Here is a 21,527-nt window from a genome sequence, read left to right as displayed (position 1 = left end):
CTCACCGACGCGCGAGATAGGCGAGCTGGGCCCGGACGGACTGCTCGGCGGCGCCCCAGAGCGACTGGTCGACGTCGGCGTACACGATCTCGACCACCTGGCGGGGCAGGGTCCCGTCCTCGGCGAGCTCGGGCGAGATCGACACCGACAGCTCGGCGAGGGCGCCCTCGACCTGCGCGAGGCGTTCGCGACGGTGGGCGAGGTAGAAGTCGAGGACGCCGAGCGCGTCGTCGAGCACGGGGCCGTGGGCCGGCCAGAGGGTGCGGACGTCGCCCGACGCCGCGAGCGCGCGCATCCGCTCGATGGACGTGAAGTACGGGCCGAGCTGGCCGTCGGGGTGGGCGACGACCGTCGTGCCGCGACCCAGCACCATGTCGCCGGTCAGCAGCGCGCCGTCGTCGGGCAGCAGCAGCGAGATCGAGTCCGCGGTGTGCCCGGGCGTTGTCAGCACCCGCAGCGACAGCCCGTCCACGACGATGGACTCGCCGTCCACGATCGGGTCGGCGCCGACGCACAGCGCCGGGTCGAGCGCGCGGACGGCGCAGCCCTTGCGGCGCGCGAACTCCGCCGCCACCTCGGCGTGGTCGAAGTGGTGGTGGGTCAGCAGCACCAGCCCGACGTCACCGAGCTCGGCGGTCAGCCGCTCCAGGTGACCGTCCTCGATCGGCCCGGGGTCGACCACGACCGACGCCGAGGCGCCGGGCTCCTGCAGCACCCAGGTGTTGGTCCCGTCGAGCGTCATCAGACCCGGGTTGGGGGCGAGGAGGCACCGTCCGCGGGACCCGAAGGAGCCGCCCGCCCAGGGACTCATCCGCGCCGCCGGGCGGCGACGAGCGGCCGCAGCCGGTCGGGCATCGACAGCGTCCAGCCGTCGCCGAGCGGCTCGACCGACGGGGTGAACATCTCCACCGACCGGGCCGCGGCCACCACGAGCACCTCGTCGGGGGAGTCGTGCAGGCCGACCTCCAGCGAGGTGAGGTACGTCGGGGGCATCAGCGCCAGGTCGCCGGCGTCGGCCTGGACCGCCGCGGACCGGGCCGGGATCCAGGCCACGGACGACGACTCGGTCGAGACGTCGCGAGTGACCTGGCCGGTGGGCAGCGAGGCGACGAAGAACCAGGTGCGGTAGCGCTTCGGCTCGAAGATCGGCGTCAGCCACCCGTCCCACGCGCCGAGCAGGTCGGTGCGCAGCACCAGGCCTCGGCGGTTGAGGAAGTCGGTCATCGACAGCTCGCGCGACTCCAGCGCCACCCGGTCGGACTCCCAGTCGTCGGCGGTCGTGTCCGCGACGACCGAGGAGGACGACGTACCGGCGAGCAGCACGCCCGACTCCTCGAAGGTCTCGCGCACGGCCGCGCAGACCAGCGCCCGGGCGGTCTCCTCGTCGCACCCGAGCCGGGACGCCCACGCCTCCGGCGACGGGCCGGCCCAGGCGACGGACGCGTCGAAGTCGCGCGGGTCGACACCGCCTCCGGGGTAGACGGCCATGCCGCCCGCGAAGTCCATCGACACCTGACGGCACAGGTAGTAGACCTCCGGCCCGTCGTCCGAGGGGCGCATCAGGATGACCGTGGCCGCGTTGCGCGGCTCCACCGGCGTCCGGCTGCCCTCCTCGAACCGACGCGCGACGTCGACGAGCTCGTCGGGCAGCGGCACCGGCGGGAGTGGGATCCTCACCGGAGCGGCCTCACGGGGCCATCCGGACGACGACCTCCACCTCGACCGGGGCGTCGAGCGGCAGCACGGGCACGCCGACCGCCGAGCGGGCATGCACCCCGGCGTCGCCGAACACGGTGCCGAACAGCTCCGACGCGCCGTTCGCGACCTGCGGCTGCCCGGTGAAGTCCGGCGTCGAGGCGACGAACGCCACGACCTTCACCACCTGCACGACCTTGTCGAGGTCGCCGACCATCGACTTCACGGCGGCGATCGCGTTGAGCGCGCACTGCTGGGCGCAGGCCGCGGCCTGCTCGGGGCTGACCTCGCCGCCGACCTTGCCGGTCGCCAGCAGCTCGCCGTTGCGCACCGGCAGCTGGCCGGAGGTGAAGACCAGGTCGCCGGAGACGACGGCCGGGACGTACGCCGCGACTGGCTTGGCGACGTCGGGGACGGAGAGGCCGAGCTCGGCCAGGCGGTCCTCTGCTGCGCTCATCTCACGCCTCCAGCGGCCGCTTGAAGTAGCCGACCAGGTTCTCGGGGTTCATGCCGGGCGCGATCTGCACGAGCTCCCAGCCGTCGGCTCCGAAGTTGTCCAGGATCTGCTTCGCGGCGTGCGTCAGGATCGGCGCCGTCAGGTACTCCCACTTCGTCATAGCTCGCACCTTACTCAGGGGCTACGCCGGGTCCACCCGTGGTCTGACGTCAACGACCTCGAGCCCAACTAGGGTCGCTCCCGTGACCACCGCGCCCGCCCACCGCCAGCCGTGGCGGCTCGGCCCGCGTGGGCAGTGGTGGTTCGACATCGCCCTGGCCACGGCGCTGGTGACGCCCGCCGCGCTCACCCCGCTGACCGACCCCGGCTGGACCGGCCTGGTGATCTCGCTCGCCCAGCTGGTCCCGCTCTACTGGCGCCGGCACCATCCCGTGGCCGTGTTCGCGGTGGTGGCGCTCGCGAGTGCCGCCCAGGCCGCGCTGATCGACACCCCGATGTGGAGCCAGGTCGCGTTCCCGGTCGCGGTCTACTCGGTCGCCCGCTACGCGTCGGCGGCCTGGGGACTCGCGGCCGTCGGCGTGGGCCTGTGCGGCGCCGTGGTCGCGGCGATCCGCTGGGTGCTCGGCTTCGGGGGGAACCTCGAGCCCGACCCGGTGATCGCGTACGTCGTCACCATCGCCACCATCGTGGTCACCGCGTGGGCACTGGGCGCCCTGGCCCGCACCCGCCGGGCGTACGTCGACGCGCTGGTCGAGCGCGGCGAGCGGATCGAGCGCGAGGCGGCGCAGCAGGTCGCGCTCGCGGCGTCCGACGAGCGCGCCCGGATCGCCCGCGAGATGCACGACGTGGTCGCCCACGGGCTGTCGACGATCGTGGTGCAGGCCGACGGTGCCCGGTACGCCGCGCGGCGGGATCCGGCCGTCGCGGCCGACACCCTCGCGACGATCTCCGCGACCGGCCGCGAGGCGCTCCAGGAGATGCGCCGGATGCTCGGACTCCTCCGCACGGGCGACAGCGCGGACCTCCTGCCCCAGCCCGGGCTCGCCGACCTCGCGGGCCTGGTGGTCGGCACCTCCGTCGACGCGACGCTCCCCGACCCGGCGACCTCGGTGCCGGACGGCATCGGGCTGACGGCGTACCGGATCGTCCAGGAGGCCCTCACCAACGTCCGCAAGCACGCCGGCCCGGACGTCCGGGTGCGCGTCGACGTCACCGTCGACGACGAGGTCACCGTGCTCGTCGAGGACGACGGCCGCGGGGCCGCGGCTCCCGACGACGGGCACGGCCTCGGCCTGCTCGGCATGCGCGAGCGGGTGACCGCCCACGGCGGTGACCTGGAGGCAGGGCCCCGGCCCGGTGGCGGCTTCCGCGTGCGTGCGAGGCTGCCCCGGTGAGCGGCGGGGTGATCCGGGTCTTCCTCGTCGACGACCAGCAGCTGGTGCGCGGCGGCTTCCGGATGCTGGTCGACAGCCAGCCCGACATGGAGGTCGTCGGCGAGGCCGGCGACGGCGGCGAGGCGGTGCAGCAGCTCGCGGTCACCGCCGCCGACGTGGTGCTCATGGACGTCCGGATGCCGCGCATGGACGGCGTCGAGGCGACCCGGGCGCTCACCGGGCGCGGCGAGGTGCCGCGCGTGGTGGTGCTGACGACGTTCGACCTCGACGAGTACGCCTTCGCCGCGATCAAGGCCGGCGCGGCGGCGTTCCTGCTCAAGGACGCCCCGCCCGAGGATCTGCTCGCGGCGATCCGCACCGTGCACGCCGGCGACTCCGTGGTCGCCCCGAGCACGACGCGTCGGCTGCTCGACCGGTTCGCGGCCGTCCTGCCCGACGCTCACACCGGGGCCGACGACCGGCTGGCCGGGCTGACCGAGCGGGAGCGCGAGGTGCTGGTCCTCGTGGGGCGCGGGCGGTCCAACCCCGAGATCGCCGCCGACCTCGTCGTCGCCGAGGCCACCGTGAAGACGCACATCGGCCGGCTGCTCGCCAAGACCGGCTCCCGCGATCGGGTGCAGCTGGTCGTCCTGGCGTACGAGACCGGCCTGGTGCGTACGACCTGAGTCGTACGCCGGGCCCGGCCCGCGGGCTGACGATCCGCGCGCGGAAGACCGCGATCGTCGAGGCATGACGATCACCCAGACCTCCGTCCGTCTCGCGGCCAGCGCCCGCGGCCTCACCCGCGTCTACGGCCAGGGCGACGCCTCCGTGCACGCCCTCCGCGGCGTCGACCTCGACCTGCCCGCGGGGCGGTTCACCGCGATCATGGGCCCCTCGGGGTCGGGCAAGTCCACGCTGATGCACTGCCTCGCCGGGCTCGACACCCCCACCGGCGGGTCGGTGCAGGTCGCCGGGCGCGCGCTCGAGGACATGGACGACACGGCCCTGACGGTCTTCCGGCGCGAGCACGTCGGCTTCGTCTTCCAGTCCTTCAACCTGCTCCCGATGCTCACCGCGGGCCAGAACGTGCTGCTCCCCCTCGAGCTCGCGGGCCGCCGGGTCGACGCCGAGGTCCGCGACCGCTACGACCTGGTCGTCGACGTGCTCGGCATCCGCGACCGGCTCGGGCACCGCCCCGCCGAGCTCTCCGGCGGACAGCAGCAGCGGGTCGCCATCGCCCGGGCGCTGGTCAGCCAGCCCGACATCGTGTTCGCCGACGAGCCGACCGGCAACCTCGACAGCGACGCCTCCGCGGAGGTGCTCGGCTTCCTGCGCCGCTCGGTGCGCGAACTCGGGCAGACCGTGGTGATGGTGACCCACGAGCTCGACGCCGCGGCGTACGCCGACGACGTCGTGGTGATCGCCGACGGGCAGATCCGGGCGCACCTGGTCGAGCCCACGGCCGAGCAGCTGGTCGAGACCCTGCGCGGCGGCCGGCCGGGAGCCGGCCGATGAGGACGGTGCTGCGCGCGTCGCTGCGCACCCACACCCGCCGCTACGTCTCGGCGGCCGTCGCCGTCGTCATCGGCGTCTCCTTCATCGTCGTGACCAGCCTGCTGTCGGAGGCGGCGAGGGCCGGCCTGGTCGCCGGCGTCGAGCTGCCCTACCGCGGCGCGGACGTGGTCGTCACCGACGTCGACGCCGACCAGGCCGCGCGGATCGTCGACCGCGCGGAGCGCGACGGCGACTCCGCCGCCGTGCTCGGCTGGACGCCGCAGCAGGTGCGGATCGGCGACCGGCTCTTCGGTGAGCGCACCGACGTGGGCGGCATCGCCGCCGATCCGGCGCTGCGCTGGCAGGTGCTCCGCGACGGCCGCTTCCCACAGCGGCCGGGCGAAGTCGTCGCGGACGCCAACGCCGTCAAGGGCAAGGACGTCTCCCTCGGCGACCGGGTCGAGGTCGGCACCGGCCGCGACTCCGTCGAGGCCACGCTCGTCGGGCTCGTCGACACGCCGTCGGCCAGCGTCGGCGCCCAGCTCTACCTCCCCTGGTCGGACCTGCGGGCCCTCGACGACGACCTCTGGATCGACTCGGTGGCGTACGCCGGACCCGGCGCGTCGTCGCTCGACCTCCCGCGGGGCGCGACCGTGCAGCCGCGCGACGAGTTCGTCGAGGACCGCCAGGCCGAGCTCACCAACGAGGTGAACGTGCTGGCGATCATGCTGCTGGTCTTCGCCGCGATCGCGCTGTTCGTCTCGGTGCTGGTCATCGCCAACACGTTCTCGATCCTCTTCGCCCAGCGCGCCCGCGACTTCGCGCTGCTGCGCTGCGTCGGCGCCACCCGGCGCCAGGTGCTCCGCTCGGTGCGGGTGGAGGCGTTGGCGCTCGGCGTCCTGGCGGCGGCGCTCGGACTGGTCGTCGGCACCGGCCTCGGGTACGCCCTCGTGGCGCTGGCGAAGTCGGCGCTGCCCAGCGGCAGCATGGCGTTCCCGGTGCCGGCTCCATCCTGGTACGTCGGCGCGTTCGTGGTCGGCGTGCTGGTCACGGTCGTCGCGGCCTGGCTGCCGACCCGGCGCGTGGTGCGGGTCAGCCCGCTGACCGCGCTGCGTCCGGACGACTCGGCGAGTGTGCGCACCGGTGCCGGCCGGCTTCGGGTGCTGCTCGGCCTGGTCACCATCGCCGTCGGTGTCGCGCTGCTCGCGCTGTCGATCAGCGCCTCCAGCCCGGGCGCGATGGTCGCCGGCGGCGCGGCGGCCTTCGGCGGCGTGCTGCTGCTCGGGCCGGTGCTGGTGCCCGCGCTGATCCGCGCGGTCGGCGGCGTCGCCGGTCGGCTCGCCGGCGCCCCGGCCCGGCTCGCGGCCGAGAACGCCGTACGCAACCCGCGGCGTACCGCTGCCACGACCGCGTCCCTGCTGGTCGGCGTCACGCTCACCACCGCCGTGCTGGTCGGACTGGCCAGCTCGCGCAGCGCGGTCGAGCGGGACCTCGACCGGGACTATCCCGTCGACGTGACGCTCACCGGCGGCGAGCGCTCGCTGCCCGCCGACCTCGTCGACCGGGTGCGGTCGGCGCCCGGCGTGGGGTCGGCGGTCGCGCTGCCGGGCACCTCGGCGACCGTGAGCGGTGTCGGCCGGCTGCCGCTCGTCTCGACCGGCGAGGTCGGCGGGTTCGTCCGGGGTACGCCGGCGATGGCGACCCCGCGGCCCGGCCAGGTCTGGCTGCCCTGGGAGGTCATGGACGACCTCGCGGTCGGCGACCGGGTGACGGTGCGGGTCGGCGACCGCAGCGAGGTGCTGCGGGTCCGCGGCGGCGCGGGCTTCGGCGAGGCGGCGATCGTGGCGCCGGCGACCCTGGCCGCGCTCACCGACGCACCCGAGCCGTGGGCGGTCTGGGTGCGGGCCGAGCCGGGCGCGGACGCCGAGGACCTGGGCGGTGATCTCGACGCGCTCGCGGCACCGGCCGGGGCGGACGTGGTCAACAGCCTGCGCGAACGGTCGTGGGTGACCCTCCAGCTGGACATCCTCACCGGCACGGTTGTGGCGCTGCTCGGGATCGCGGTCGTGATCGCGCTGATCGGCATCGGCAACACGCTCGGCCTGTCGGTGCTCGAGCGCAGCCGCGAGAACGCCCTGCTCCGCGCCCTCGGCCTGACCCGCCGCCAGCTGCGCGCGACCCTCGCGACCGAGGCGATGCTGCTCTCCGTGGTGGCGACCGTCCTCGGTACGGCGATCGGCGCGACCTTCGCCTGGGTGGCCGTGCAGGCGCTGGTGAGGAAGGCCGTCGAGGACGCCCCGATGGTGCTGCCCTGGGGTCAGCTGGCGATCGTCGTCCTGGTGGCCGCGGTCGCCGGCCTGCTCTCGGCCCTGCTGCCGGCCCGCCGCGCGGCGCGGGTGTCGCCCGCGGCCGGGCTCAGCCTGGACTGAGGCGTCCGCTGGGATAGTCCGTCACGAAATGGCTGCTGGGAGCGCTCCCCAACAACCAGAACGTGACGGACTATCCGAAAATCCGGCTCCAGAGGGCCTCGGCCGGGGGTCAGGCGGAGGCACCCAACGGCACCCGGCGCCGGGCGGCGTGGCGGGCGGCGTGGCGGGCGGCGACGGACGCGGCGTACGCCGTCCTGCGTCGGGCGGCGACGCCGCCCGGATTGGCGGGCTCCTCGGCCAGGTGCGGCTCGAGCCCGGCGGCCAGCGCGCCGCGGAGCAGCGCCAGGGCCTCCGCGCGCAGCTGGGAGACCCGCGACTCGGTGACGCCGAGCTCGGCACCGAGCTCGGCCATCGGTCGCTCCTCGAGGAAGTAGCCGCGGACGACGACCCGGAGCCGCTCGGGCAGCTCGGCGATGGCGTCCGCGAGGTAGGCGAGCCGCTCGGCACGCTCCAGGGCCGCCTGTGGCCCGAGGGCCGTGGTGGGCAGGTCGTCGGCGAGGTCGCGGTCGGTGCCGTGGATCGACAGCACGGCGGCGCGGACGACGTCGGCATCGCTGCGCACCACCTCGGCGGTCGAGACGCCCAGCGACTCGGCAACCACCCGGTCGTCGGGGAACTGCCCCACCGCCGTGGCGAGGCGCTGCCGGGCGGCCTCGATCTCGCGGCCCTTGCGCCGCACCGAGCGGGACGCCCAGTCGACCGAGCGCAGCTCGTCGACGAGCGCGCCGCGGATGCGCTGGGCGGCGTACGCCGGGAACGGCACACCCCGGTCGGCGTCGAACGCACGCGCGGCCGCGACCAGCGCGACCAGCCCCGCCGAGCGGAGGTCGTCGCGGTCCACCGACGCCGGGATCCGGCCCGAGATCTCGCGCACCAGGTGCGCCACCAGGGGGATGTGGTCGACGGCGAGCTGCTCGGGGGCGGTGGAGTCGGCGATCGGGCTGGTCACGCGAGCGGAACGGCGTACCTCCGCCCTCATGACGCACTCCTGAGGGCTTTCCGGGCCTACTCGTCCGTAATGGTCGAGACGGGCTACCCGAACCACCGCATGGGCCATCCGAACCAGCCACCCCCGCGTGCCCCAGGTCACACGGCGACGCAGCACACCTGCGCGCGGCCCGAAACCGATTGATCTGAACCGCGGTTGAAGTCCTACCGTCCTGACGTGACACTCACCGCTCCACCGGCCGAGGACCGGCCCCGGCTGCTCTCCCCGACGTACGCCGCCACCACGATCGGCATGTTCGCGCTCTGCGCCTTCGCGGCGTTCGAGGCGACGGCGGTGACCACGGTGATGCCGACCGTCGCCGCGGAGCTCGACGGGGTCGGCCTCTACGCGCTGTCGTTCGCGGCGCCACTGGCGAGCGGTGTCGTCGGCATGGTCGCGGCCGGCGCCTGGAGCGACCGCCGCGGGCCGGTGCGACCGCTCGCGGCGGCCCTGGTCCTCTTCGCGCTCGGGCTCGTGGTCTGCGGTACGGCGACCTCGATGGAGGTGCTGGTCGCCGGACGGGTGCTCCAGGGGCTCGGCGGCGGCGCGCTCACCGTGTGCCTGTACGTCGTGGTCGGCGCGGTCTTCCCGGCGGTGCTCCAGCCCGCGGTGTTCGCGAGCTTCGCGGCGGCCTGGGTGCTGCCCTCCCTGTTCGGCCCGGCGCTCGCGGCGTTCGTGGCCCATGCGGCGGGGTGGCGCTGGGTCTTCCTCGGCGTCGTCGGTCTCGTGGTGCTCGCCGCGCTGCTCATCGTCCCGGCCCTGCGGGGCATCGGGCGGCCCGGTGAGGGCGAGCCCGTGCCGCGCTCCCGACTGGCCTGGGCGGCGGTCGCGGCGGCGGCCGTGCTCGCACTCGAGCTGCTCGGCTCCCGGGAGGGCGCCGCCGCCCTCCTCGCGATCGCGGCGCTCGCTGCGGTCGTGCTCTCCCTGCGGCGACTGCTGCCGGCCGGCGCCCTGGTCGCCCGGCGCGGCCTGCCCTCCGTCATCGACACCCGCGGGCTGCTCAGCGCGTCGTTCTTCTGCTCCGAGGCCTACATCGTCTTCGTGCTCCAGGACCACTGGGGGCTGACGCCCGGCACCGCCGGCATCGCGCTGATGGTCGTGGGCCTCACGTGGGCGGGCGCGAGCCAGGTGCAGTCCCGGCTCGGCGAGCGGGTCTCCCACGTGGCGGCGATGCGCTGCGGCAGCGGCCTGGCGCTGCTCGCCACGACCGCGCTCGCCCTCGTGGTGGCGATCGACGGGCCCTGGGCACTCGCGATCGCGGCGTACGCCGTCGCCGGGGCCGGGATGGGCTTCGGCTACCCGCGCACCGGCGTCGCGATGCTCGCCGCCTCGACCGACGCCGACCGCGGCTTCAACTCCGCCGCGCTGTCGATCGCCGACTCGCTCGGGGGCGCGCTCGCCCTGTCGGTCTCCGGGATCGTGTTCGGCGTGGCGAACCGGGCGGGCGCCGACCCGTTCCTGTCGGTGTTCGTGCTGGCCTCCGCCATCGGGGTGCTGGCGGTCGTCACGGCCGCGCGGACCGCACCGGGCCGCGCGCAGCCCGTCGGCTGACCCGCTCGCTCAGCGGTCGGCCAGCCACGCGTCGAAGGTGATCCGGCCGCGGGGGCCCGGCCCGGTGGGCAGCAGGGCCCCGGAGCGCATCGCGCGACCGGCGGCGCCCGGCAGCGGCACCGGCACCACGCGGCGGCCGTGCGCCACCCGGCGGGCGAGGTCGACCATCTGGTGGACCTCCGGCCCGGCGAGGTCGGGCGACCGGCCGGCCGGTCCCGCCTCCGCGGCGTCGACCAGCGCCTCCGCGACCTCGCGCGCCGCGACCGGCTGGCTCGTCATCCGTGGCACCAGCGAGAACGGGCCGATCCGCGCGAACTGGAGCACCTGCTCGGCGAACTCGTGGAACTGGGTCGCCCGCAGCACCGTCCAGGGCACCTCGCCCTCGGCGACGACTCGCTCCTGGAGCCGCTTGCCGGCGTAGTAGCCGGAGTCGACCCCGTCGATGCCCACGATCGAGAGCACGACGTGGTGGCCGACGCGGGCCCGGCGCTCGGCCTCGAGCAGGTGCCGGGTGACAGCGCGGAAGAACGCCTCCGCCTCGGCGCGCTTCTGCACGGGCCGGTTGCTGGTGTCGATCACGGCATCGACCCCGGCCAGTCGGTCGATCAGCCCCGCACCGGTGGTGAGGTCGACGCCCTCCGACCGGCTCAGGACGACGACGTCGTGGCCGCGCTCACGGGCGACCTCGACGACGTGGCGGCCCACGACTCCGGTTCCCCCGGCCACGGCGATCCTCATGGACTCAGTCTCGTCCAGGTCGTGGCGAGACGACAGCCCCGCGAGGCGTGACCTCGCGGGGCCGGCGAAGCCTCAGCGGATCGGGGGTTCGGTCTTCTCCCGGACCTCGTCCTCGGTGACCCCCGGGGCCAGCTCGACGAGCCGCAGCCCCTCGGGAGTGACGTCCAGGACGCAGAGGTCGGTGATGATGCGCTGCACCACGCCCCGGCCGGTGTAGGGCAGCGAGCACTCGTCGACGATCTTGTACGACCCGTCCTTGGCGACGTGCTCCATCAGCACGATCACCTTCTTGGCGCCGTGGACCAGGTCCATCGCGCCACCCATGCCCTTGACCATCTTGCCGGGGATCATCCAGTTCGCGATGTCGCCCGCCGCCGAGACCTGCATGGCGCCGAGGATCGCGGCGTCGATCTTGCCGCCACGGATCATCCCGAACGACGTGGCCGAGTCGAAGAAGCTGGCGCCCCAGCGCAGCGTGACGGTCTCCTTGCCGGCGTTGATCAGGTCGGGGTCCTCCTCGCCGTCGATCGGGTAGGCCCCGACCCCGAGGATGCCGTTCTCCGACTGCAGCACCAGCTCGACGTCGTCGGCGACGTAGTTGGGCACCAGCGTCGGCAGCCCGATGCCGAGGTTCACGTAGGACCCGTCGGACAGCTCGGACGCCGCCCGCGCGGCCATCTCCTCACGACTCCAGCTCATGCCCGCTCCCTGACCGTCCGCTTCTCGATCCGCTTGTCCGCGGCCTGCTCCGGCGTCAGCGCGACCACGCGCGCCACGTTCACCCCCGGCGTGTGCACCTCGTTGGGGTCCAGCTCGCCGGGCTCCACCAGCTCCTCGACCTCCGCGACCGTGACCCGGCCGCTCATCGCGGCGAGCGGGTTGAAGTTGCGCGCGGAGTCGCGGTAGACGAGGTTGCCGTGCCGATCGCCCTTCCAGGCGCGCACCAGGCCGAAGTCGGCCACGATCGCGTGCTCGAGCACGAACTCCCGCGGCCCCTCCGCCGTCTCGAAGGTCTGGGTCTGCTTCGCCGGGCTCGACACCACGACGTTGCCCTCGGAGTCGTACTTCCACGGCAGCCCGCCCTCGGCGACCTGCGTGCCCACGCCGGTGGCGGTGAAGAACGCCGGGATCCCGGACCCGCCGGCCCGCATCCGCTCCGCGAGCGTGCCCTGCGGGGTCAGCTCGACCTCGAGCTCCCCGGAGAGGTACTGGCGGGCGAACTCCTTGTTCTCCCCCACGTACGACGAGATCATCCGGCGGATCCGCTTCTCCGAGAGGAGCAGTCCCAGGCCCCAGTCGTCGACGCCGCAGTTGTTCGAGACCGCCTCGAGGTCCGTCGTGCCCGCCTCCAGCAGCGCCTGGATCAGCACCGACGGGATCCCACACAGCCCGAAGCCCCCGACCGACAGCGTCGCGCCGTCGGGGATGTCCGCGACCGCCTCCGCGGCCGAGCTCACCACCTTGTCCATGCGCACGATCCAAGACGGCCAGCGGGATCGGGTCAACGTCTGCCCACCCACCAGACGCCGATCACTCATCACGTGGACGTGACGAAGAGGTAGCGTCCACTGAGTGAACACCCCAGCAGACGTGGTCGGCCGGGTCGGCGCCGTGCTCCGGGCCGTCTCGGCCCACGAGCCCGACGGCGGCACCACCTCCGCGGTCGCCCGCACCACCGGTCTCGCCCGGCCGACCGCACATCGGCTGCTCACCTCGCTGCTGGGCGAGGGCCTCGTGGACCGGGCCCCGGACGGCCGCTGGCTGCTCGGCCCGGAGCTCTACCTGCTCGGCACCGCCGCGACCAGTCGGTACGACGTGACCGAGGTCGCCCAGCCGTTCGTGCGTCAGCTGGCCCTGGTGACCGGCGAGAGCGCGTTCTTCTCCGCGCGTCGCGGCGACGAGACCGTCTGCCTGCTGCGCGAGGACGGCAGCTTCCCGATCCGCTCGCACGTGCTGCACGAGGGCATCCGCTTCCCGCTCGGGGTCGCGTCGGCCGGCCTGGCGATCCTCGCCTACCTGCCCGACGCCGAGATCGACGCCTACCTGGCCCGCACCGACCTGGTCACGGCGCACGGCGTCACCCACGACACCGAGCCGCTGTGGGCGCGGGTCGCGGCGACCCGGCGGGCCGGGTACGCCGTGAACCCCGGGTTGATCGTCGAGGGCAGCTGGGGCATGGCGGCCGCGGTCTTCGACCGCGACGACCGTCCGATGTGGGCGCTCAGCCTGACCGGGATCGAGCAGCGGTTCGGCCGCGACCGCCGGCGCGAGCTCGGCACGCTGCTGCTGCGCGCCGCCCACGAGGTGACCACAGCCCTACGGCGCGGCTGACCCGCCGCCTACGCTGTCGAGCATGGCCGAGCCGACGGAGCCCGACTGGTCGCGCGTGCGCCTGCACATCGTGACCGGCAAGGGCGGCACCGGGAAGTCCACCGTCGCCGCGGCGCTCGCGCTCGGGCTGGCCTCCCACGGCCAGCAGGTGCTGCTCTGCGAGGTGGAGGGCCGGCAGGGCATCGCGCGGATGTTCGACGTCGACCCGCTGCCGTACGCCGAGCGCCGGATCGCCACCGGGCTGCGCCACGACGGCCGCGCACCCGGCGTCGTGCACGCCCTGCACATCGACGCCGAGTCGGCGCTGCTGGAGTACCTCGCGATGTACTACAAGCTCGGCCGCGCGGGCCGGGCGCTGGACCGCTTCGGCGTCATCGAGTTCGCCACGACGATCGCACCCGGGGTCCGCGACGTGCTGCTGACCGGCAAGGTCTTCGAGGCCGTCCAGCGCAACAGCCGGAACAAGTCCGCGACCCGGTACGACGCGGTGGTGCTGGACGCCCCGCCGACCGGGCGGATCACGCAGTTCCTCAACGTCAACGACGAGCTCGCCGGGCTGGCGAAGGTCGGCCCCATCAAGGGCCAGGCCGACACCGTGATGACCCTCTTCCGCTCGCCGCGCACGGCGGTCCACCTCGTCACCGTGCTCGAGGAGATGCCGGTGCAGGAGACCGCGGACGCGATCGCCGAGCTCGAGGCCGCCGGGCTGCCGGTCGGTGCCGTGGTCGTCAACCAGGTCCGCCCGCGCGACCTCTCGTCGGCCGACCTGGAGGCCGCACGCTCCGGCCGGCTCGACCTCGTCGCGATCGAGGCGGACCTCGTCGAGGCCGGGATCGACCCCGACGACGGCCTCGTCGACGGGCTGCTCCAGGAGGCCTCCGATCACGCCGTACGGCGCGCGCTGGAGGACCAGCAGCGCGAGCTCGTCGGCGGGCTGGGCCGCCCGACGTACGAGCTGCCCCGGCTCCCGAGCGGGATCGACCTCGGTGCGCTCTACGAGCTCGCCGGCGACCTGAAGGCGCAGGGACTGGCATGAGCAGCACCCCCCGCAGCACCCCACGCAGCACCCCACGAGACCGGTCCCGGGGCCGCGTCGGCCCCCTCGCCAGCCGCCCCGGCCCGGCGCCGGAGCTCGACGTCGACGCGCTGCTCGACGACCCGGGCATCGGCATCATCGTGTGCTGCGGCTCCGGCGGGGTCGGCAAGACGACCACGTCCGCGGCCCTCGCCCTGCGCGCCGCGGAGCGCGGCCGCCGGGTGGTGGTGCTGACCATCGACCCGGCCAAGCGGCTCGCCCAGTCGATGGGGATCGAGCAGCTCGACAACACCCCCCGGCCGGTCGCGGGGCTGCGCACCAACGGCAAGGGCAACCGCAAGGGCGGCGGGCTCGACGCGATGATGCTCGACATGAAGCGCACCTTCGACGAGGTGGTCGAGAGCCAGGCCACCCCGGAGAAGGCCCAGCAGATCCTCTCGAACCCCTTCTACATCGCGCTCTCGAGCTCGTTCGCCGGCACGCAGGAGTACATGGCGATGGAGAAGCTCGGCCAGCTCCACGCCGATGCGCAGCGCGACGGCAGCTACGACCTGATCGTGGTGGACACCCCGCCGTCCCGGTCGGCACTGGACTTCCTGGACGCCCCCGAGCGGCTGTCGAGCTTCCTCGACGGACGGTTCATCCGGCTGCTGCTGACCCCCGCCAAGGGCCCGGCACGGATGATGACCGCCGGCCTCGGGCTGATCACCGGCGCGCTCAACAAGGTCCTCGGCGCCCAGGTGTTGCGCGACATGCAGACCTTCGTCGCGGCGTTCGACACCCTCTTCGGCGGGTTCCGGCAGCGCGCCCAGAAGACCTTCGAGCTGCTCCAGGCCGACGGTACGGCGTTCCTCGTCGTCGCCGCGCCCGAGCCCGACGCGCTGCGCGAGGCGGCGTACTTCGTCGAGCGACTCGCCGAGGACGACATGCCGCTGGCCGGCCTGGTCGTCAACCGGGCCAGCCCGGAGCCGTCCGGGGCGCTGTCCGCCGACGAGGCGATGGCGGCGGCCGCCCGGCTGCGCCAGCAGGATCCGTCGTCACTCACCGCGGGACTGCTGCGGCTGCACGCCGACCGGTCGCGGATCGTGCAGCGCGAGGAGCAGCTGCGCGCACGGTTCGCCGCCGCGCACCCGCAGGTGCCGACGGCGGTGGTGCCGGCACTCGCCGGCGACGTCCACGACCTCGCCGGCCTGCGCCGGGTCGGTCAGCTGCTTGCGGGTGCCTGAGCGGTCAACCCGAGCGGTCAGACGGTGACCGCGGCCAGCGAGCCGTCCTTGTCGCGAGCGGCCTCGAGCACGGCTCGCCAGGAGGCATGCGGACGCCGGCGCAGCAGCGCCCGGCGCTCCCGCTCGGTCATCCCGCCCCAGACGCCCCACTCGATCTGGTTGTCGAGCGCCTCGGCGAGGCACTCGGTGCGCACCGGACAGGCGGAGCACAGCTGCTTGGCCTTGTTCTGCTCCGCGCCGCGCACGAACAGCTGATCCGGATGCGATTCCCGACACGCGGCCGCACTGGCCCAATCCTCAACCCACATGGTGATGTCCCCACATCATTCCGAGATAGGCGGCGTCCCCATGACGCCTACCCGGGATACTTCCCCTCGGGAGGCAAAGTTAAGGAACCACCCCGCCCAGAAACAGACTATTTGTGCCCAAATCCCGTAGTCCATTCGGACTAGCCCCCTCGGGTCGGGGCCATCGAGGCGGTACCATCGCGAAATCGGGCGGGCTCGGACCGGTCCCGTACCCTAGCGGGCATGGTTGTCCCACGCGAGGAGCGCCTCTCCGCCGGCCGTGTCGCCTCCCATCTGCTGGTCATGGTGGCGGTCGCGGCGATCCTCGGCGTCGTCGTCGCCGGCCTCGCGATCCCGTTCGCGGGCGTCATGGGCATCGGGGCACGCAACGTCGCCAAGGCCATGGACAACCTGCCGGCCGAGCTCGAGACCGACCCGCTGCCGCAGCGGACCCGGCTGCTCGACGACGACGGCAACACGATCGCGACGTTCTACGACGAGAACCGCGTCAACGTCTCGCTCGACCAGATCTCCCGGACCATGGTCGAGGCGATCGTCGCCATCGAGGACTCCCGCTTCTACGAGCACGGCGCGCTCGACCTCAAGGGCACGGTGCGCGCGCTGATCACCAACCAGGCCAACAACGGCGTGGTGCAGGGCGGCTCCTCGATCACCCAGCAGATGGTCAAGATGACCCTGCAGACGCAGGCGAAGACCAAGGCCGAGCGCGCGGAGGCCACCGAGGACACCTACGCCCGCAAGCTGCGCGAGCTGCGCTACGCGATCGCGTTCGAGCAGCACCACAGCAAGGACTGGATCCTCGAGCGCTACCTGAACATCGCCTACTTCGGCGACGGCACCTACGGCATCCAGTCGGCGGCACGCCACTACTTCGGCGTCAACGCCAAGAAGCTCAACCTGCGGCAGTCGGCCATGCTCGCCGGCCTGGTGAAGAACCCCACCGGCTACGACCCGACCAATTCACCCGACCGGGCGCTCGAGCGGCGCAACATCGTGCTCGACCGGATGGCCCAGCTCAACGTGATCACCCGCGAGAAGGCCGAGAAGACCAAGGAGAAGAAGCTCGGGCTCAACGTCGTGGCCTCCAAGAACGGCTGCTGGTACTCCCGCGCGCCGTTCTTCTGCGACTACGCCTGGAACTACCTCCTCGACGACCCGTCACTCGGCAAGACCGTCGCCCAGCGCCGGCAGCTGCTGAAGTCCGGCGGCCTCACGATCCGCACCACCCTCGACCTCGCCGACCAGGCGGCGGCCGAGACCGCCGTGTCCGGCCACGTCTACAAGGGCGACCGGGCCGTCGGCGCGCTCGCCATGGTCGAACCGTCGACCGGCTACGTGCGGGCGATCGCGCAGTCGCGACCGATGGGCCGCAACGAGCAGGCGGGCGAGACCTTCCTCAACTACGCGGTCCCGACGAAGTACGGCGACTCCGCCGGCTTCCAGGCGGGCTCGACGTTCAAGCCGTTCGTGCTCGCCGCGGCCGTGGAGCAGGGCATCCCGCTCCAGACGACCTTCAACGCCCCGCAGTCGATGACGATCGACACCGCCGAGTTCGCCAACTGCAAGGGCGCCGGCAACTTCGTCGGGCCGTGGAACGTGTCGAGCTCCACGACGTACGGCACCATGGACCTCTACCGCGGCACCCGCGAGTCGGTGAACACCTTCTACGCGATGCTCGAGCGCGCGACCGGGGTCTGCGAGCCGTTCAAGCTCGCGAAGCGGATGGGCGTGCAGCTCACCTACCCCGAGGGCGACGGCACGCACCTGCCCGAGCGGGTGCCGACGTTCACGCTCGGCATCGCCGACGCGAGCCCGCTGGAGATGGCCGAGGCGTACGCCACGTTCGCGGCCCGCGGCCTGCACTGCGACTCGGTGCCGATCACCTCGATCGCCGACTCGTCGGGCAACGTCCTGAAGAAGTACGGCAGCTCCTGCCAGCAGGTGATCCAGCAGACGACCGCCGACGCCGTCAACGACGTGCTGCGCGGCGTCCAGGAGCCCGGCGGCTTCGGCTACGGGCAGGGGACCGGCCTGACCGTGCCGTCCGCCGCGAAGACCGGCACCACCCAGGACGGCAAGTCGGTCTGGTACGTCGGCTACACCCCGCAGCTCTCGACGGCCGCGATGATCGCCGGCGCCAGCAAGGACGGCCAGAAGCCGATCCCGCTCGCCGGCCAGACCATCGCCGGCAGCTACGTCTACTCCGTCTCCGGCTCCGGCTTCGCCGGTCCCATGTGGGCCAAGGCGATGCATGCCATCCAGGGCAACCTGGACCCGGTCGACTTCACGCCGCCGTCCCAGACCGCGGTGCAGGGCATCCCCGCGACCGTGCCCAGCGTCGGCGGGATGAGCATGGACGAGGCCGAGCGCACGATCGAGCAGGCCGGGTTCAACGCGATCCGCGGCGGCACGACGTACTCCGAGTACGCCGCCGGCACCGCGGCGTACTCCAGCCCGTCGGGCGGCTCGTCGATCGCGAAGGGCTCCGTGGTCACGATCTACGAGTCCAACGGCACGCCGCCGCCGTCGACCAAGCCGAACAAGGGCAAGGGCAAGAACAACGGCAACCGCGGTGGTCGTGGCCACGGCGGGCGCGGCCACGGCGGCGGGGGCCGCTGAGGCCTTCGCGGCGGCTCAGGCCCCCAGCTGGCGGCGTACCTCCGCCGCGACCGCGGCGCCGTCGGCGCGGCCCTTGACCTGGGGCTGCACGATGCCCATCACCTTGCCCATCGCCTTCATGCCCTCGCCGGCCGCGCCGGCCTGGGCGATGGCGGCGGTGACGATGTCGACGACCTCCTGCTCGGAGAGCTGCTCGGGCAGGTAGTCGGCGATCACGGCGGCCTCCGCGGTCTCCTTCTCGGCCATCGCGGGGCGACCGCCGTCGGTGAACGCCGTGGCGGCCTCGCGGCGCTTCTTCGCCTCCGTGGAGAGCACGCCGATGATCTCGTCGTCGCTGAGCTCGCGAGCCGTCTTGCCGGCCACCTCGGCGTTGGTGATCGCGGTCAGCACCATCCGCAGCGTCGAGGAGCGCACCTCGTCCCGGGCCTTGATGGCGGTGGTGAGGTCGGCGCGGAGACGGTCCTTGAGCACACTCATGACCGCCATTGTGGCAGCCTTGCCAGGTGAGCTCCCGTGACGTCGCGCGCCGTACCGCGCTCGGCGTCCTCGGGACCGGCGCGGTCGCCGGCGCGGCGCTCACCGCGTACGCCGTCGTGGAGGCCCGGGCCTACACGCTGCGCCGGGTCACGGTGCCGATGCTGCCACCGGGGGCACCCTCGCTGCGGGTGCTGCACCTCAGCGACGTGCACCTGACCCCGGGCCAGCGGCGCAAGCGGGAGTGGCTCCGCGGCCTCGCCGAGCTGCGGCCCGACCTCGTCGTCGACACCGGCGACAACCTCGCTCACCGCGACGCCGTGCCGGCCGTGCTCGACGGCCTCGGCGAGCTGCTCGACGTGCCCGGGGTGTTCGTCTTCGGGTCCAACGACTACTTCGAGCCGAGCCTGCGCAACCCGGTCCGCTACCTGCTCCCCGACGACGGGCGGCGGAACACCGACACCGCGCAGCTGCCGTGGCGCGAGCTGCGTGACTCCCTCTCCGGCGCGGGCTGGACCGACCTCACCAACCGGCGTGCCTCGGTCGAGGTGCGCGGCCTGCGGATCGCCTGCGCCGGCGTCGACGACCCGCACCTGGGCTACGACCGGCTCGACCTGGTCTCCGGCGCCGCCGACCCCGAGGCCCACCTGCGTCTCGGCGTGACGCACGCGCCGTACCTGCGGGTGCTGGACCGGTTCGCCGCCGACGGATACGACGCCGTGCTCGCCGGGCACACCCACGGCGGCCAGGTCTGCCTGCCCGGGGTCGGTGCGCTGACCACCAACTGCGACCTCGAGCCCGCGCGGGCCAAGGGCCTGCACCGGCATCCGGCCGCGTCGCGGCCCGGCGATCCGGGGTCGTCGTGGCTGCACGTCTCGGCCGGCCTCGGGACCAGCCCGTACGCCCGGATCCGGGTCGCGTGCCGCCCCGAGGCCACCCTGCTGACCCTGATCGAGTCCACGACACCGACCACCGTCTGAACCGATTTCAGGGCGCCGCCCGGGCTCCGGTATGGTTGCCCCCGGCCCGCTCCGGTGGGCCGATCGGGCTGTGGCGCAGCTTGGTAGCGCGCCTCGTTCGGGACGAGGAGGCCGCAGGTTCAAATCCTGTCAGCCCGACCAGTGTGATGTCTCAGGACATCGTGGACACCCGGACCTGCAACTGCAGGTCCGGGTGTCGTTCGTTCGGGGGCCGAGGCGTGCTCACGTCCGCCCGATGCGGACCTTCCACACCTCCGGGCCCTGCTCGGTCGGCTCCCAGGTGAACCGACCGGTGTGCTCGGCCTCGAACTGGTAGTACAGCGGCTTGGGGTCGTGGTCGTTGACCAGCTCGAACGCCTCCCCCGGAGCCAGCGCGTAGTACGTCTCGAAGATGAGCTCGTGGCGGCGGGCGGGCGGGTGTGGGCGGATGTCGAGCTGCTTGAGATCCTGCATGGTGCCTCCGTTCTGTTGCGGTGGTTCCGTTGTGGTGGTTCCGGGTCCTCAGGCCGCCTCGGGCGGCGACTCGTCTCGGGCGCTCGACGTCTCGATGGCGATCACCACGGGCGGCTCGGCCCGGTCCGCTCCGGTCGGCGGAGCGGTGGCGGGTCCGCCGATCAGCAGCGCGTCGAAGTCGAGACCGTAGGTGGGCGGTGTGCCGGGAGCACGTGACGCACCGTGCTGGAGGTCACCGATCGCGGGCCCGGACATGCCGGTGTCGATGGCACGCACACTCCCGATCGACAGCAGCCCGATCTCGTCCTGCTCGGCGAACAGGTGCATCACGCGCGCGGTGCCGAGGATCGAGAGCCGGTGCCGCCACGCCGACCACTCGCGGTAGGAGTGCTGCCTGGCCAGACCGGTGGCCTGGCGCAGGAGCGCATCGGCCCGGTCGAAGGCGCCCCTGACCTCCGCGCTCGCCGCACGAAGCTCGAGGAGGGGCACCTGCTCGGCCCGGGCGCGGGCCAGGTGCGCGCGTGCGGTGTCGACGGCGACGAGCGCCTCGTCGATCTCATGGACCAGCTGAGCCGGTACCGCGGGTGGTCGCCGCCTTCTCATGATGTGCCTCCTGTCGAGTGGGTCGCGTGGGTCGAGTGGGTTCGGACCTCGGCGTGACGCCCCTGCCGCCTGCCGTCGGGTCACGTGGGGTCACGAGGCGTCGCGAAGCTCCTCCCTCGTCCGGAGCCCGGCAAGGGCCGCGGCCCCGGTAGTGAGGGCGTCGGTGGTGAGGTCGTCGGCGGTGAGCGTGAGCGCGAGCGGTGCGCCGAGCGCGAGCCAGTCGCACCGCCAGTCGCGGATGCGTCGGTAGGCGGCAGTGGTGACCGGACCGCGCTGCGAGGTGACGGCGTAGCCGAAGTCCCGGACCGGGTCCCCGGTCGCTCGGCCGGTCGCGAACGCCGGGGGCAGCAGGTGCCGCAGCACCTCGGGGTCGCCGATGTCGCCGCCCTCCAGCCAGTAGGCGCGGAACAGCAGCGACCGCACCTGGTCGGCGACCCCGGCGCCGACGGCCTCGGCGTAGGCGGCGACCGCGGCGCCGGTGTGCGGCAACAGGGCCGGGGAGCCGGTCGGCAGCTCCTCGCCCGACTCCGCGAGCCGCGCGACCGCGGCCAGCTCGCGGTCCCGGAGCCGGTGCGCCGCCGGACCCAGGCGCAGCCCGGTGAGCGGCAGTCGGGGTCGGTGCTCGATCGCACGCCAGTCCGGCGTGGCACGGCCGGTGGCCCGCAGTCGGTCCACCCGCAGGCTGGCCAGGTAGCACATCGGGCAGCTGAAGTCGGCGTAGACGATCGCGCTCATGACTTGTTTTTACAGGAACTTCCGTGAAAAATAC

General features: G+C 73.5%; 23 protein-coding genes and 1 tRNA gene. 11 read left to right on the top strand and 13 right to left on the bottom strand.

Features of this window, described 5'->3' with window-relative positions; translation table 11 throughout:
- Position 1: 1 nt before the first annotated feature.
- The 4 genes from KM427_RS02765 to sp36 form a co-directional block, all read right to left on the bottom strand.
- Entirely contained in the window at positions 2-742 is a 741-nt protein-coding gene (locus KM427_RS02765; protein WP_252274990.1) for an MBL fold metallo-hydrolase, read from the bottom strand.
- Between the two features lie 65 nt (positions 743-807).
- Entirely contained in the window at positions 808-1,677 is an 870-nt protein-coding gene (locus tag KM427_RS02760; RefSeq protein ID WP_215526181.1) for an NUDIX hydrolase, read from the bottom strand.
- A gap of 10 nt (positions 1,678-1,687) precedes the next feature.
- Entirely contained in the window at positions 1,688-2,152 is a 465-nt protein-coding gene (locus KM427_RS02755) for a RidA family protein (RefSeq protein WP_183592505.1), read from the bottom strand.
- A 1-nt stretch (position 2,153) separates the two neighbouring features.
- Positions 2,154-2,312, bottom strand: a complete 159-nt coding sequence (gene sp36 / locus KM427_RS02750) for a Sp36 family protein (RefSeq protein WP_183592504.1) — start codon at positions 2,310-2,312, stop codon at positions 2,154-2,156.
- Positions 2,313-2,394: 82 nt separating this feature from the next.
- Between sp36 and KM427_RS02745 the strand changes: the two genes are divergently transcribed.
- From KM427_RS02745 to KM427_RS02730, 4 genes are all read left to right on the top strand, one after another.
- Positions 2,395-3,546, top strand: coding sequence for a sensor histidine kinase (locus KM427_RS02745; protein WP_215526180.1), 1,152 nt, complete (start codon positions 2,395-2,397; stop codon positions 3,544-3,546).
- Between the two features lie 62 nt (positions 3,547-3,608).
- Positions 3,609-4,211 carry a response regulator gene (locus KM427_RS02740; protein ID WP_221199923.1) on the top strand — a complete coding sequence of 201 codons (603 nt, stop codon included), beginning with the start codon at positions 3,609-3,611 and terminating at the stop codon, positions 4,209-4,211.
- Between the two features lie 64 nt (positions 4,212-4,275).
- Positions 4,276-5,043 (top strand): ABC transporter ATP-binding protein, encoded by a 768-nt coding sequence (locus tag KM427_RS02735; protein ID WP_215526179.1) that lies wholly within the window; start codon positions 4,276-4,278, stop codon positions 5,041-5,043.
- On the top strand, positions 5,040-7,451 hold the full coding sequence (locus KM427_RS02730) for an ABC transporter permease (RefSeq protein ID WP_215526178.1): 2,412 nt from the start codon (positions 5,040-5,042) through the stop codon (positions 7,449-7,451). Before KM427_RS02735 ends, KM427_RS02730 begins: the two co-directional genes overlap by 4 nt.
- A 109-nt stretch (positions 7,452-7,560) precedes the next feature.
- Here the strand turns inward: KM427_RS02730 and KM427_RS02725 are convergent, their stop codons facing one another.
- Positions 7,561-8,430: a sigma-70 family RNA polymerase sigma factor gene (locus KM427_RS02725; RefSeq protein ID WP_215526177.1), complete on the bottom strand. Its 870-nt coding sequence runs from the start codon at positions 8,428-8,430 to the stop codon at positions 7,561-7,563.
- Between the two features lie 186 nt (positions 8,431-8,616).
- Between KM427_RS02725 and KM427_RS02720 the strand changes: the two genes are divergently transcribed.
- Positions 8,617-9,990, top strand: coding sequence for an MFS transporter (locus KM427_RS02720; RefSeq protein WP_215526176.1), 1,374 nt, complete (start codon positions 8,617-8,619; stop codon positions 9,988-9,990).
- A gap of 9 nt (positions 9,991-9,999) precedes the next feature.
- On the opposite strand, the gene KM427_RS02715 is transcribed toward KM427_RS02720, so the two are convergent.
- The 3 genes from KM427_RS02715 to KM427_RS02705 form a co-directional block, all read right to left on the bottom strand.
- Positions 10,000-10,728 (bottom strand): SDR family oxidoreductase, encoded by a 729-nt coding sequence (locus tag KM427_RS02715; RefSeq protein WP_215526175.1) that lies wholly within the window; start codon positions 10,726-10,728, stop codon positions 10,000-10,002.
- Between the two features lie 72 nt (positions 10,729-10,800).
- Positions 10,801-11,427 (bottom strand): CoA transferase subunit B, encoded by a 627-nt coding sequence (locus KM427_RS02710; protein ID WP_215526174.1) that lies wholly within the window; start codon positions 11,425-11,427, stop codon positions 10,801-10,803.
- On the bottom strand, positions 11,424-12,197 hold the full coding sequence (locus KM427_RS02705; protein WP_215526173.1) for a CoA transferase subunit A: 774 nt from the start codon (positions 12,195-12,197) through the stop codon (positions 11,424-11,426). The genes KM427_RS02710 and KM427_RS02705 overlap by 4 nt, the downstream gene beginning before the upstream one ends.
- A 103-nt stretch (positions 12,198-12,300) precedes the next feature.
- On the opposite strand from KM427_RS02705, the gene KM427_RS02700 reads away from it, so the two are divergent.
- The 3 genes from KM427_RS02700 to bagB are packed head-to-tail and all read left to right on the top strand — an operon-like array spanning position 12,301 to position 15,321.
- A complete protein-coding gene (locus KM427_RS02700) occupies positions 12,301-13,059 on the top strand; it encodes an IclR family transcriptional regulator (protein WP_215526172.1) in 759 nt (252 codons plus the stop codon).
- 22 nt (positions 13,060-13,081) lie between these two features.
- Positions 13,082-14,095: an ATPase BagA gene (bagA, locus tag KM427_RS02695; RefSeq protein ID WP_215526171.1), complete on the top strand. Its 1,014-nt coding sequence runs from the start codon at positions 13,082-13,084 to the stop codon at positions 14,093-14,095.
- On the top strand, positions 14,092-15,321 hold the full coding sequence (bagB, locus tag KM427_RS02690; protein WP_183592495.1) for an ArsA family ATPase: 1,230 nt from the start codon (positions 14,092-14,094) through the stop codon (positions 15,319-15,321). The genes bagA and bagB overlap by 4 nt, the downstream gene beginning before the upstream one ends.
- Before the next feature lie 17 nt (positions 15,322-15,338).
- Here bagB and KM427_RS02685 read toward each other — a convergent pair whose 3' ends face one another.
- The gene (locus tag KM427_RS02685; protein ID WP_183592494.1) at positions 15,339-15,629 is read right to left on the bottom strand and encodes a WhiB family transcriptional regulator; all 291 of its coding nucleotides are present in this window, start codon (positions 15,627-15,629) and stop codon (positions 15,339-15,341) included.
- Between the two features lie 222 nt (positions 15,630-15,851).
- Between KM427_RS02685 and KM427_RS02680 the strand changes: the two genes are divergently transcribed.
- Positions 15,852-18,248, top strand: coding sequence for a penicillin-binding protein (locus tag KM427_RS02680; RefSeq protein WP_183592493.1), 2,397 nt, complete (start codon positions 15,852-15,854; stop codon positions 18,246-18,248).
- A 15-nt stretch (positions 18,249-18,263) separates the two neighbouring features.
- Here KM427_RS02680 and KM427_RS02675 read toward each other — a convergent pair whose 3' ends face one another.
- Entirely contained in the window at positions 18,264-18,725 is a 462-nt protein-coding gene (locus tag KM427_RS02675; protein ID WP_183592492.1) for a GatB/YqeY domain-containing protein, read from the bottom strand.
- Positions 18,726-18,751: 26 nt separating this feature from the next.
- Here KM427_RS02675 and KM427_RS02670 point away from each other — a divergent pair, with 26 nt between their 5' ends.
- Positions 18,752-19,702, top strand: coding sequence for a metallophosphoesterase (locus KM427_RS02670; RefSeq protein ID WP_215526170.1), 951 nt, complete (start codon positions 18,752-18,754; stop codon positions 19,700-19,702).
- Between the two features lie 64 nt (positions 19,703-19,766).
- Positions 19,767-19,843: transfer RNA gene (locus KM427_RS02665), tRNA-Pro, on the top strand.
- Positions 19,844-19,924: 81 nt separating this feature from the next.
- Here KM427_RS02665 and KM427_RS02660 read toward each other — a convergent pair.
- From KM427_RS02660 to KM427_RS02650, 3 genes are all read right to left on the bottom strand, one after another.
- Positions 19,925-20,155: a DUF2249 domain-containing protein gene (locus KM427_RS02660; RefSeq protein ID WP_215526169.1), complete on the bottom strand. Its 231-nt coding sequence runs from the start codon at positions 20,153-20,155 to the stop codon at positions 19,925-19,927.
- 48 nt (positions 20,156-20,203) lie between these two features.
- Entirely contained in the window at positions 20,204-20,758 is a 555-nt protein-coding gene (locus KM427_RS02655; RefSeq protein WP_215526168.1) for a hypothetical protein, read from the bottom strand.
- Between the two features lie 90 nt (positions 20,759-20,848).
- Positions 20,849-21,493, bottom strand: coding sequence for a DsbA family oxidoreductase (locus KM427_RS02650; RefSeq protein WP_215526167.1), 645 nt, complete (start codon positions 21,491-21,493; stop codon positions 20,849-20,851).
- Positions 21,494-21,527 lie beyond the last annotated feature (34 nt).

Origin of the sequence: Nocardioides sp. LMS-CY (genome assembly GCF_018732145.1) — a bacterium.
GTDB classification, from domain to species: domain Bacteria; phylum Actinomycetota; class Actinomycetes; order Propionibacteriales; family Nocardioidaceae; genus Nocardioides; species Nocardioides soli.
This window is presented reverse-complemented; position numbering and strand designations above follow the sequence as displayed.

Bases quoted from the DNA above. Each gene is read 5' to 3' on its own strand.
- KM427_RS02765 (WP_252274990.1), bottom strand. From the start codon at position 742: ATGACGCTCGACGGGACCAACACCTGGGTGCTGCAGGAGCCCGGCGCC.
- KM427_RS02755 (WP_183592505.1), bottom strand. From the start codon at position 2,152: ATGAGCGCAGCAGAGGACCGCCTGGCCGAGCTCGGCCTCTCCGTCCCC.
- sp36 (WP_183592504.1), bottom strand. From the start codon at position 2,312: ATGACGAAGTGGGAGTACCTGACGGCGCCGATCCTGACGCACGCCGCG.
- KM427_RS02740 (WP_221199923.1), top strand. From the start codon at position 3,609: ATGCTGGTCGACAGCCAGCCCGACATGGAGGTCGTCGGCGAGGCCGGC.
- KM427_RS02735 (WP_215526179.1), top strand. From the start codon at position 4,276: ATGACGATCACCCAGACCTCCGTCCGTCTCGCGGCCAGCGCCCGCGGC.
- KM427_RS02730 (WP_215526178.1), top strand. From the start codon at position 5,040: ATGAGGACGGTGCTGCGCGCGTCGCTGCGCACCCACACCCGCCGCTAC.
- KM427_RS02725 (WP_215526177.1), bottom strand. From the start codon at position 8,430: ATGAGGGCGGAGGTACGCCGTTCCGCTCGCGTGACCAGCCCGATCGCC.
- KM427_RS02715 (WP_215526175.1), bottom strand. From the start codon at position 10,728: ATGAGGATCGCCGTGGCCGGGGGAACCGGAGTCGTGGGCCGCCACGTC.
- KM427_RS02710 (WP_215526174.1), bottom strand. From the start codon at position 11,427: ATGAGCTGGAGTCGTGAGGAGATGGCCGCGCGGGCGGCGTCCGAGCTG.
- KM427_RS02705 (WP_215526173.1), bottom strand. From the start codon at position 12,197: ATGGACAAGGTGGTGAGCTCGGCCGCGGAGGCGGTCGCGGACATCCCC.
- bagA (WP_215526171.1), top strand. From the start codon at position 13,082: ATGGCCGAGCCGACGGAGCCCGACTGGTCGCGCGTGCGCCTGCACATC.
- bagB (WP_183592495.1), top strand. From the start codon at position 14,092: ATGAGCAGCACCCCCCGCAGCACCCCACGCAGCACCCCACGAGACCGG.
- KM427_RS02685 (WP_183592494.1), bottom strand. From the start codon at position 15,629: ATGTGGGTTGAGGATTGGGCCAGTGCGGCCGCGTGTCGGGAATCGCAT.
- KM427_RS02680 (WP_183592493.1), top strand. From the start codon at position 15,852: ATGGTTGTCCCACGCGAGGAGCGCCTCTCCGCCGGCCGTGTCGCCTCC.
- KM427_RS02675 (WP_183592492.1), bottom strand. From the start codon at position 18,725: ATGAGTGTGCTCAAGGACCGTCTCCGCGCCGACCTCACCACCGCCATC.
- KM427_RS02660 (WP_215526169.1), bottom strand. From the start codon at position 20,155: ATGCAGGATCTCAAGCAGCTCGACATCCGCCCACACCCGCCCGCCCGC.
- KM427_RS02655 (WP_215526168.1), bottom strand. From the start codon at position 20,758: ATGAGAAGGCGGCGACCACCCGCGGTACCGGCTCAGCTGGTCCATGAG.
- KM427_RS02650 (WP_215526167.1), bottom strand. From the start codon at position 21,493: ATGAGCGCGATCGTCTACGCCGACTTCAGCTGCCCGATGTGCTACCTG.